The sequence below is a fragment of the Brevundimonas sp. genome (assembly GCF_036676055.1).
Classification (GTDB): domain Bacteria; phylum Pseudomonadota; class Alphaproteobacteria; order Caulobacterales; family Caulobacteraceae; genus Brevundimonas.
This window is the reverse complement of the sequence record NZ_JAKFDS010000056.1, coordinates 42,461-53,232: the sequence shown is the minus strand read 5'-3', so window position 1 is coordinate 53,232 and position 10,772 is coordinate 42,461. Positions and strand designations below refer to the sequence as shown.

General features: G+C 69.6%; 10 protein-coding genes and 1 tRNA gene. 5 read left to right on the top strand and 6 right to left on the bottom strand.

What is annotated here, in order from left to right; translation table 11 throughout:
• Positions 1-11 precede the first annotated feature (11 nt).
• A complete protein-coding gene (gene cysD / locus V6M45_RS10095) occupies positions 12-926 on the top strand; it encodes a sulfate adenylyltransferase subunit CysD (protein ID WP_332656046.1) in 915 nt (304 codons plus the stop codon).
• Positions 926-2,737 (top strand): adenylyl-sulfate kinase, encoded by a 1,812-nt coding sequence (gene cysC / locus V6M45_RS10090; protein WP_332656044.1) that lies wholly within the window; start codon positions 926-928, stop codon positions 2,735-2,737. The genes cysD and cysC overlap by 1 nt, the downstream gene beginning before the upstream one ends.
• Before the next feature lie 3 nt (positions 2,738-2,740).
• Here the strand turns inward: cysC and V6M45_RS10085 are convergent, their stop codons facing one another.
• The 5 genes from V6M45_RS10085 to V6M45_RS10065 form a co-directional block, all read right to left on the bottom strand.
• Positions 2,741-3,007 (bottom strand): SemiSWEET family sugar transporter, encoded by a 267-nt coding sequence (locus V6M45_RS10085; protein ID WP_332656041.1) that lies wholly within the window; start codon positions 3,005-3,007, stop codon positions 2,741-2,743.
• Entirely contained in the window at positions 3,004-3,495 is a 492-nt protein-coding gene (locus V6M45_RS10080) for a low affinity iron permease family protein (RefSeq protein WP_332656038.1), read from the bottom strand. The genes V6M45_RS10085 and V6M45_RS10080 overlap by 4 nt, the downstream gene beginning before the upstream one ends.
• A gap of 36 nt (positions 3,496-3,531) precedes the next feature.
• Positions 3,532-5,019 carry an amidase gene (locus tag V6M45_RS10075; protein ID WP_332656132.1) on the bottom strand — a complete coding sequence of 496 codons (1,488 nt, stop codon included), beginning with the start codon at positions 5,017-5,019 and terminating at the stop codon, positions 3,532-3,534.
• Positions 5,020-5,035: 16 nt separating this feature from the next.
• Positions 5,036-6,538 carry an amidase gene (locus V6M45_RS10070; RefSeq protein ID WP_332656036.1) on the bottom strand — a complete coding sequence of 501 codons (1,503 nt, stop codon included), beginning with the start codon at positions 6,536-6,538 and terminating at the stop codon, positions 5,036-5,038.
• Positions 6,539-6,636: 98 nt separating this feature from the next.
• Positions 6,637-8,907 (bottom strand): S9 family peptidase, encoded by a 2,271-nt coding sequence (locus V6M45_RS10065; protein ID WP_332656034.1) that lies wholly within the window; start codon positions 8,905-8,907, stop codon positions 6,637-6,639.
• Positions 8,908-9,011: 104 nt separating this feature from the next.
• Here V6M45_RS10065 and V6M45_RS10060 point away from each other — a divergent pair, with 104 nt between their 5' ends.
• Positions 9,012-9,827, top strand: a complete 816-nt coding sequence (locus V6M45_RS10060) for a ferredoxin--NADP reductase (RefSeq protein WP_332656032.1) — start codon at positions 9,012-9,014, stop codon at positions 9,825-9,827.
• The gene (locus V6M45_RS10055) at positions 9,799-10,164 is read left to right on the top strand and encodes a chorismate mutase (protein WP_332656029.1); all 366 of its coding nucleotides are present in this window, start codon (positions 9,799-9,801) and stop codon (positions 10,162-10,164) included. Before V6M45_RS10060 ends, V6M45_RS10055 begins: the two co-directional genes overlap by 29 nt.
• Here V6M45_RS10055 and V6M45_RS10050 read toward each other — a convergent pair.
• On the bottom strand, positions 10,161-10,514 hold the full coding sequence (locus V6M45_RS10050; RefSeq protein ID WP_332656026.1) for an Hpt domain-containing protein: 354 nt from the start codon (positions 10,512-10,514) through the stop codon (positions 10,161-10,163). The genes V6M45_RS10055 and V6M45_RS10050 overlap by 4 nt on opposite strands.
• Positions 10,515-10,672: 158 nt before the next feature.
• Between V6M45_RS10050 and V6M45_RS10045 the strand changes: the two genes are divergently transcribed.
• A tRNA-Lys gene (locus tag V6M45_RS10045) sits at positions 10,673-10,748 on the top strand.
• Positions 10,749-10,772: the final 24 nt, after the last annotated feature.

Sequence of the window (10,772 nt, the reverse complement as noted above, 5' to 3'; positions counted from 1 at the left end):
GGACCCCTCCCTTGCCCCTGACTTCGCCGGACGACCGCTATCTCGACGAACTGGAGGCCGAGTCCATCCAGATCATCCGCGAGACGGTCGCCCAGTGCGCGTGCCCGGTCATGCTGTTCTCGGCCGGCAAGGACTCGGCGGTCATGCTGCATCTGGCCCGCAAGGCCTTCTTCCCGGCCCCGCCGCCCTTCCCGCTGCTGCACGTCGATACGGCGTGGAAATTCCGCGAGATGTACGACTTCCGCGACCGCGTTGCGGCGGAGGCCGGCATGGAGTTACTGGTCTACCGCAATCCGGAGGCCGAGGCCCAGGGGATCAATCCGTTCGACCACGGCGCCACCCTCCATACCGACCTCTGGAAGACCCAGGGCCTGAAGCAGGCGCTCGACCAGTACGGCTTCGACGCGGCCTTTGGCGGCGCCCGCCGCGACGAGGAGAAGAGCCGCGCCAAGGAGCGCATCTTCTCCTTCCGCAGCCGCACCCACGTCTGGGATCCAAAGGCCCAGCGCCCCGAGCTGTGGCGGCTCTATAACGCCCGCGTCCACAAGGGCGAGTCGGTGCGCGTCTTCCCCCTGTCCAACTGGACCGAGATGGACGTCTGGCGCTACGTCGAGCGCGAGGGGATCGAGGTCGTCTCCCTCTATTTCGCCGCCGAGCGTCCGGTGGTCGAGCGCGACGGGGCGCTGATCATGATCGACGACGGGCGGATGGTGCTGCGCCCCGGCGAGACGGTGCAGACCCGCCGGGTGCGCTTCCGCACCCTCGGCTGCTGGCCCCTGACCGGCGCCATCGACAGCGAGGCCGCGGACCTGCCGGCGATCATCGCGGAAATGGCGGCCTCCACCGCTTCGGAGCGTCAGGGCCGGGCCATCGACCAGGACCCGACCGCCTCGATGGAGATCAAGAAGCGCGAGGGCTATTTCTGATGGCCCGCGACCTCGTCCGCCTGATCACCTGCGGCTCCGTCGACGACGGCAAGTCGACCCTGATCGGCCGCCTGCTGCACGACGCCGGCGCGGTGCCGGAGGACCAGCTGGCCGCCCTGCGCACGCCGTCGGGCGAGGTCGACGTCTCGCGCCTGTTCGACGGCCTCGACGCCGAGCGCGAACAGGGCATCACCATCGACGTGGCCTACCGCCATTTCGAGACCGCCGGCCGCCGCTTCATCCTCGCCGACACCCCCGGCCACCCCCAGTACACCCGCAACATGGTCACCGCGGCCTCGACCGCCGACGTCGCCGTGGTGCTGGTCGACGCCCGCAAGGGCCTGCTGCCCCAGACCCGCCGCCACTCGCATCTGGTCGGCATGATGGGCGTCCGCCGGGTGCTGCTGGCGGTCAACAAGATGGACCTCATGGACTGGTCCCGGGCGGCCTTCGAGGAGATCGCCGCCGACTACCGCGCCCTCGCCGCCGAACTGGGCCTGAGCGAGGTCACCGCGGTCCCGGTGTCGGGTCTCGGCGGCGACAACGTCGTCCGCCGCTCCGCTGACATGCCCTGGTATGCAGGCCCGACCCTGCTGGAATGGCTGGAGACCACCGACCTGGCCGGGGCCGCCCCCGGTCCCTTCCGCATGCCGGTCCAGTGGGTCAACCGCCCCGACGCCGACTTCCGGGGCTATGCCGGCCGGATCGCCTCCGGGACCGTTCGCCCCGGCGATCCCGTGACCGTCCTGCCTTCCGGCCGCACCACCACCATCGACCGTATCGTGACCATGGGCGGAGACCTGTCCGAGGCGACGACCGGCCAGTCTGTGACCCTGACCCTGGCCGACCACCTCGACGTATCGCGCGGCGACGTCCTGGCCGACGCCGGCGCGCCGCCCGAGGTCGCCGACCAGTTCGAAATCCAGCTCGTCTGGATGGCCGACGCGCCCCTGCTCCCGGGCCGCGCCTATGTCGTGAAGCTGGGGGCCGCCACCGTCACCGGCCAGATCACCGACATCCGCCACCGCATCAATGTCGAGACGAGCGAACACCTCGCCGCCCGCACGCTCGAGCTCAACGACATCGCCGTCTGCCACCTGCACCTCGACGCCCCGCTGACGTTTGAACCCTACGCAGTCAGCCGCGACCTCGGGGGCCTGATCCTGATCGACCGTCAGACCAATGAGACGGTCGGCGCCGGCCTGATCCGTTTCGCCCTGCGCCGCTCGGCCAATGTCCAGTGGCAGGCGCTGGACATCGGCCGCGCCGAGCGCGCCGCCCTCAAACACCAGAAGCCGCTGGTGCTGTGGTTCACCGGCCTGTCCGGGGCCGGCAAGTCGACCATCGCCAACCTCGTCGACAAGCGGCTGTTCGCCGACGGGCGCCACACCTTCCTGCTGGACGGCGACAACGTCCGCCACGGCCTCAACCAGGACCTCGGCTTCACCGACGCCGACCGGGTCGAGAACATCCGCCGCATCACCGAGGTCGCCCGGCTGATGGCCGACGCCGGCCTGATCGTGCTGGTCTCGGCCATCTCGCCCTTCGCCGCCGAGCGCCGCATGGCCCGCGAGCGGATGGCGCCCGGCGAGTTCGTCGAAATCTTCGTCGACGCCCCGCTGGAGGTGGTCGAGCGCCGCGACGTCAAGGGCCTCTACCGCAAGGCCCGCGCCGGCGAGCTGGCCAATTTCACCGGCATCGACAGCCCTTACGAGCGGCCGGAGAGCCCGGACATCCGGATCGACGCGGCCGCCCTCACCCCCGAACAGGCCTGCGAGCGGATCATCGACGCCCTCCGCGACCGGTTCTGAGCCTCAGCGGTCGCGGAATTTCCATTTCATCGCCAGCACCCCGCCGGCCATCAGCAGTGCGCAGGCGTTGGCGGCGGTGATCGGCCAAGCCGAGGTCATCACCCCGTAGGCCGTCCACAGCACGAAACAGGTCACGGTCAGGGAATAGGTCTTCAGCGACACGGCCGAGGCGTCGCGCGTCTTCCAGATCTTGATCATCTGCGGCGCGAAACTGGTGATCGAACAGAGGGCCGCGGCGGAGCCCACCAGATTGGCCGCCAGGCTGCTCAAGCCGCCTTCCCCGTCTTGCGCCTGGAGGCCGACGCCGCCTCGGGGCGGGCCCGCGAAGCCTTTCGCGCCGCCGCCTTGCGCGATTTCTTCGCATCCTCTTGCCGGGTGGCGACGATCGGCCCCCCCTGCTCCCGGACCCGCTCCGCCCGGGCCTCCACTTGGGCGAGGATCAGATCCAGTTCCTTCTCGGTGAGGCGTTCGATGCCCACGAAGCGCTCGTCCGCCCGGGCCACGCCGTGCAGCAGTTCGTCCAGCTTGGCCTGGATCGCCGCGCCGTCGCGGTTCTGGGTGTTCTGGATCAGGAACACCATCAGAAAGGTCACGATCGTGGTGCCGGTGTTGATGACCAGCTGCCATGACTCGCTGAACTGGAAGACCGGCCCGGAGACGGCCCAGACGATGACCACGGCCAGGCAAATCAGAAAGGTCCACGGCTTCCCGGCCACCTTGGCCGTATGCGTCGCGAACTGGATAAACTGCTTTTCCATCCGGCCCCTAATCCCTTCGAAAGGCGATGGTTGCCGTTATCGGGCGGGGTCCAGAAGCGGCGCCATGACTTCAATCAACTCCACCGAGGGCGCGAAGGCCGGGTCCCGTCGGGCGCCGGTCAACTGCTCGAAGGCATAGCCCAGAGACAGCACCTTCGCGTCCTCCCACTGGCCGGCGATGAAGCTCATCCCGACGGGCAGGCCGTCGACGAAGCCCATCGGCACGGTCAGGTGCGGATAGCCGGCGATGGCCGGCATGGTGCTGGCCGCCCCGCCGTAGTGGTCGCCGTTGATCACGTCGGTGGTCCAGGCCGGGCCGGTGGTCGGGGCGATCAGGGCGACCACCCCGTGCTCGCGCATCAGCCGGTCGATGCCTTCGGCCCCCGCCAGCCGCAGCGAGGTCGCCCGCGCCTCGACATAGGCCGCGTCGTCCAGTCCGCCCTTGGCCTGCGCCTGGACGAACAACTCCTGCCCGAACAGGGCCAGTTCGCGCGGGGTCCGCTCGTTGAAGGCGATGACGTCGGCCAGGGTCCGGGTCTGCACCTGCGCCGGGTCGGTCGAGGCCAGATAGGCGTTCAGGTCGTGCTTCAGCTCGTACAGCAGCACGTCCAGCTCGGCCCCGCCCATGGCCTCCATGTCCGGTCCCGCGGTGATCTCCACGATCTCCGCCCCGGCCTGCCGCATCTGTTCCAGACTGGCCTCGAACACCGCGTCGGTTTTGGCCGAATAGCCCATCGCGAACCGCATCACCCCGATCCGCGCCCCCCGCAGCGACCCGGCGTCCAGCGCCGCCTGATAGTCGACCTTGCGCGCATCGGCCTCGGCCGTCGCCGCATCAAGCGGGTCCGAGCCGGCGATGGCCGACAGCACGATGGCGGCGTCCTCGACCGTGCGGGTCATCGGCCCGGCGGTGTCCTGCGAATGGCTGATCGGCACGATGTGGGTGCGCGACACCAACCCCACGGTCGGCTTGAAGCCGACGATGCCGTTGATCGCCGCCGGGCAGGTGATCGAGCCGTCGGTCTCGGTGCCGATCGCCGCGGGCGCCAGCCCTGCCGCCACCGCCGCCCCGCTGCCCGAGGACGAGCCGCAGGCGTTACGGTCCAGCGCGTGCGGATTGCGCGTCAACCCGCCCACCGCGCTCCAGCCGCTGGTCGAATTGGACGAGCGGATATTGGCCCACTCCGACAGATTGGTCTTGCCGAGGATCACCGCCCCCGCCTCGCGCAGCCGCGCGACCAGCGGCGCGTCCCGGCCCGGCGCATTGTCGACCAGCGCCAGCGACCCCGCCGTGGTGGGCATGTCCCGCGTCTCGATATTGTCCTTCAGCAGGATCGGCATGCCGACGATGCCGGAGCCCGCCTCCCACCGCACCACCTGCTGCGGATCGGCCCAGACCAGCACGCTGTTGGTCGCGGCCTCCTGCGGCGTCACATGGCGCGCGCCATAGGCTTCCTGCGCCGAAGCGGCTCCGGCGAGCAGCAGCGCGGCCGCTGTCGCGGCGATGGTCCATCGGCCCGTCATCGTCATTTGCCCGTCCTCATGGCTGTTGAAGCGTCGGCGCCCGCCGCGCCCGCGTCCGCTGTTCGAAGGCATGGCCCAGCGACAGCACCCTCGCATCGTCCCACTTGCCGCCGATGAAGCTGATGCCCACCGGCATGCCGCGGTCGAAGCCCATCGGCACGGTCAGGTGCGGATAGCCCGCCACCGCCGCCAGCCGGCTGGCCGAGCCCTGCGAACGGTCGTCATCGTCCGGATCATTGGTCCAGGCCCGCGAGGTCGTCGGCGCGGTCAGGGCGATGACGCCATGCTCGGCCATCATCCGGTCGATGCCCTCCGGCCCCGCCGCCCGGAACGACCGCTCGCGCGCCTCGACATAGGCCGGGTCGGTCAGCCCGCCGGTCGCCTCGGCCCGCTCGAACAGGTCCTGACCGAACAGCACGGTCTCGCGCGGCTCCGCGGCGTTGAAGGCGATGACGTCGGCCAGGGTCCGGGTCTTCACCTGCGCCGGATCGGTCGAGGCCAGATACAGGTTCAGATCGTGCTTCAGCTCGGTCAGCAGCACGGTCAGCTCCCAGCCGGCGATCTGGCGGAAGTCGGCCGGCGCCTCGGTGATCTCGACCAGTTCGGCCCCCGCGTCGCGCATCGCCTGCAGGTTCGTCTCGAACACCGCCTGGGTCTCCGCCGAATAGTTGGACACGAGGAAGCGCAGCACCCCGATCCGCGCCCCGCGCAGCGACTCCGCGTCCAGCGCCGCGCGATAGTCGACCTTGCGAGCATCGGCCTCGGCCGTGGCCGGGTCCAGCGGATCGCTCCCGGCGATCACCGACAGCACCCTGGCCGCGTCCTCGACCGTGGTCGCGATCGGCCCCGCCGTATCCTGCGAATGGCTGATCGGCACGACGTGGGTGCGGCTGACCAGTCCCACCGTCGGCTTGAACCCGACCACGCCATTGACCGAGGCCGGGCAGGTGATCGATCCGTCGGTCTCCGTCCCGATCGCCGCCGGCGCCAGGCCGATGGCCACCGCCACGGCGCTGCCTGCCGACGAGCCGCACGGCGTCCGCTCCGGATCATACGGATTGCGCGTCTGCCCCCCGACCGCGCTCCAGCCGCTGATCGAGGACGACGACCGGATGTTGGCCCATTCCGACAGGTTGGCCTTGCCGAGGATGATCGCCCCGGCCTCGCGCAGCCGCGTCACAAGCGGAGCGTCCCGCCCCGGCGCGTTGTCGACCAGAGCCAGCGAGCCCGCCGTGGTCGGCATATGGGCCGTCTCGATATTGTCCTTCAGCAGGATCGAAAGGCCGCGAAGCGGAGCGTGCTCACCGCCCTCGACCATGAAGGAACCGCCATCGGCCCAGCGGAGCACGCTGGCGTAAGGCGCATCGATCGGCCCCAGCATCTCAGCCAGCGACATTCCGCGACCGCCGTCGATCGGCTCCCGACAGACCTCGACCTCCGCGCCGTCCGGGATCGGGCGGCCGGCATTGGCGGCCTGTCGCCGGATGTCCGACTGCTCGGCCGGCGACATCTGGCTCATCAGCCGGCAGGTCGCGGGGGAAGCCGGGTCCGTCGCTTGCGCGGCGGCGTCGGACGTCGCGGCCCCCGCCAAGGCGAGGACGAGCGCGGCGCCGCCGATCAGTCCTGCGCGGCGGGCGCCCGCGACCCGATCGTCCGGTCGAGGAAGTCCAGATACGTACGCCATTGCTGAAGTTGCCTTTCATTGCCCCGCACGCCGTGACGCTGCCCCGGATAGAGCATCATCTCGAACGGCTGGCTGTTCTCCTGCAAGGCGTTGATGACCCGCGTGGAGTTCTCGAAGATCACATTGTCGTCGGCCATGCCATGCAGCAACAACAGCCGCCCGGTCATGTTCGGCAGGCGCGGAATCGCGTCCGAGGCCGCATAGCCCTCGACGTTCAGTTCCGGCGTCGACATGAACCGCTCGGTGTAATGGGTGTCGTACAGGCTCCACTCGGTCGGCGGCGCGCCGGCGATGGCCGAGGCCAGGCCCATCTTCGGCTCGGTGATCGCCATCAGGCTCATGAAGCCGCCATAGGACCAGCCCATCATGGCGATGCGGTCGTCATCCACGAATGGCAATGATCTCAGATAGTTCGCCGCCAGAACCTGATCTTCGATCTCAGGCTGCCCCATCTTCAGATGCAGGGCCTGTTTGAACGCCGCCGAGCGGTCGCCCTCGCCGCGGTTGTCGAGCCGGAAGACGATGTAGCCGGCCTCAGTCAACAGTTGATTGTTGGCCGATTGCCAAGCCCGCTTGACCCCGCCGCCCGACGGTCCGCCATAGACCTGCATGACCACCGGATAGCTCTTCGAGGCGTCGAACCCCGGCGGCGTGGTCATCTGCCAGACCAGGGTTTCCCCGTGGCTCTCCAGCGTGCCGAAGGTCACCTCGCCCCGCCGCGAGGCGTACGGCCAGTAGGGGTGGGTCGCGTCCAGCCGGTTCTGTTCGATCCAGCGCACGAAGGTCCCGTCGGCGCGATACAGGCCCGACTGCGAGGGCGTGTTCAGGTCTGAATAGTTGCCGACGAAGGCGGTGCCCGTGCGGTTGACCGAGGCGCTCCACCAGCCGCCGGCCGGGGTCACGGCCACGGGCGTCATGGCCTCGCGCAGGCTGGTGCGGAACAGCTGTTGCTCGATCGGCAGTTCCTGACCGTCGCGCATCGACGCGGTGAAGAAGACCTCGCCGGTCTCCTGATTGACGCCGTTCAGCGCCTTGACCGGCCAGTCGCCGCTGGTGATGGCCCGGAGGCGACGACCGTCGCGATCGTACAGATACAGGTGTTTCCAGCCGCTCTCCTCGGACGACCAGATGAAGGTCCCGTCGTCCAGCGCCTTGAAGTCGTGGTTCAGCGGAACCCAGGCGTCCGAGCGCTGCGTCACGATCACCTTCGACGCGCCCGTCGCCGGGTCGACGCTCAGCAGGTCCAGCGTCTTCTGGTCGCGCGACTGGCGCTGCACGTACAGCGTCCCGCCGTCCGCCGACCAGTTCACCCGGGCCAGATAGATGTCCGTGTTCGCGCCCAGATCGACCTTGGTCCGCCGCCCGGTCTGGCGGTCGTGCACATACAGTTCGACCACCGCATTGGGCCGGCCGGCGCGCGGATAGCGCTGCTCGATCACGCTCGCCCCGCCGCCGGTGATGTCCAGCCGCGGGATGACGTCGACCGTCGATTCATCGGTCCGCTGCAGGGCGATGTAGCGCTCGTCGGGGCTCCACCAATAGCCGGTGTCGCGATCCATCTCCTCCTGGGCGATGAACTCCGCCGTGGCCCAGGTGATCAGGCCCTCGCCGTCCGTGGTCACCGCCGTCTCGCGGTTCGCGGCGAGATCATAGACCACCAGATCCTGATCCCGGACCCATGAGACGTAGTTCCCGTCGGGCGACACCTTGGCGTCGATCTCGTCGGCCTCGGTCTCGGTCAGCCGGCGCACCGCCCCGCCCTCCCGCTCGGCCAGGAAGACGTCGCCCTCCAGCGGGGCGAGGATATAGCGGCCCTGCTCGTCCCACGAATATTCGACCACGCCGCGGGCGCTGATCCGCATCCGCTCGCGCCGCGCCTTCTCGGCCTCCGACAACTCGCCGGCGTCCGGAACCAGCGCCCGGGCGTCGATCAGCTTGAACGGCTCGCCCTCGCCGGTCGGCGCGGCCCACAGGTCCAGCACATCGACGTCGTCCTCCCGCGACCTCAGGAAGGCCACCAGCTCGCCGTCGGGCGACAGGGACACGCCCTTGGCCACCGGCCCCGCCAGCGACGGATTGGCGAACACCCGCTCGGGCGTCAGCACCGCCGGGTCAGAGGACTGCGGCACGCCTTGGGCGTGGGCGGCGGTGAACGGCGACTGGGCCGCGAGGAACAGGGTGGAGGCGAGGAGAATGTTGCGCATGGCGGCGACGCTAGAGGCGAATCCCGGCGCCGTCATCCCCTTGTTCCCCGCCCGCGACGCCGCATCCCTTCCCCCTCGGCCTTCCGCCCCCTAATAAGCCCCCGATGACCGACGTCGCCGTCTCCGCCCCGCCCGCGAAAGCCTCGCCCTTCCACGAGCTGGAAGTGCTGTGGGTCCACCACTGGACCGACCAGCTGTTCAGCTTCCGCATCCGCCGGCCCGAGGATTTCCGCTTCCGCTCCGGCGAGTTCGTCATGCTCGGCCTGCCCGGCGAGGACGGCGGCAAGCCGATCCTGCGCGCCTATTCCATCGCCAGCCCCAGCTGGGACGAGGCGCTGGAGTTTCTGTCGATCAAGGTGCCCGACGGCCCCCTGACCTCGCGGCTGCAGAAGATCCAGCCCGGCGACACGGTGCTGATGGGCAAGAAGCCGACCGGCACCCTGGTGCTGGACGCCCTGACCGGCGGCGAGCGCCTGTGGCTGATCGGCACCGGCACCGGCCTGGCCCCGTGGCTGTCGGTGGCCCGCGATCCCGACACCTACAGCCGCTTTGGCCGTGTCATCGTCTGCCACACGGTGCGAAACGTCGCCGACCTCAGCTACCGCGACTTCTTCACCTCGGGCATCCACGACGATCCCCTGATCGGCGACGAGGCCAGGGCCCAGCTGACCTACTATCCGACCGTGACCCGCGAGCCGTTCGAGACCCCCGGCCGCATCACCGACCGCATCCGCTCCGGCGCCCTGTTCGCCGACCTCGGCCTGCCCCCCGGCTTCTCCCCTGAAACCGACCGGGTCATGCTGTGCGGCTCGATGGCGATGATCAAGGAAACGGCCGAACTGCTCGAAGGGTACGGCCTCAAGGAAGGCTCGAACGCCGAACCGGGCGACTATGTGCTGGAGCGCGCCTTTGTCGGTTGATGTGAAAGAAGCCCCGACCGTAGTCGCCGTCGACGCCCGGGTCGCCCCCGAGGCCTGCCTGTCGATGGCCGAGGTCCGCCACGGCGTCGACGCCCTCGACCGCGCCCTCGTCGCCCTGCTGGCCGAGCGCCAGCGCTACATGGACGCCGCCGCCCGCATCAAGCCGGACCGCTCCGTCGTCCACGACGACGCCCGCATCGAGGATGTGGTGCGCAAGGTGCTCGCCGCCGCCGGCCCCGCCGGACTGTCGCCGGCCATCGCCGAGCCCGTCTGGCGCACCCTGATCGACCGCTGCATCGCCCACGAGTTCGAGACGTTCGACCGCACGCGGTCCTAGCGCTTCAGCGATCTCAACATCAGTTCGTGCCGCCAGGCGGCCACATCGGCCAAGGCGGCGTCGAGCGCGTCCCGCACCCGATCCAGCAACGGCGGCGCGCCCGCCTTGTCTTCCGCCTCGGCCGCCGCGCAGGCGTCCGCCAGCGCCCCGGCCCCGATCCCCGCCGCCGCGCCCCGGATGGTGTGCACCGCGTCGCGCCAGCCGTCTTCGCGCACGTCCAGCATCGGCGACCACAGCGCCGCCTGCTGGGCGAACAGGCCCAGGATCTCTTCGCCGACCCCGTCGTCGCCGCCGGTCATCCGCTCCAGCACGCCGAAATCGACCGCGCCTGACAAATCCCGTCTCGCCATGCCGCCCCGCCCTGATTCCGGCCCAGCCTAGCGCGCCGCCGGACGCCATGAAATGGACGCTTGCGCCGAGGGGGGCGAGTCAGTATCAGGAGCGCCCTTCGGAGACGGTCCGCCGCCCCCGGAGCCGCCGTCCTGCGGGACGCGCCGACGCATGGTCCGGGTGATTAGCTCAGTTGGTAGAGCAGCTGACTCTTAATCAGCGGGTCGTAGGTTCGAACCCTACATCACCCACCATCGTCAACTACTTCAAATACAAGC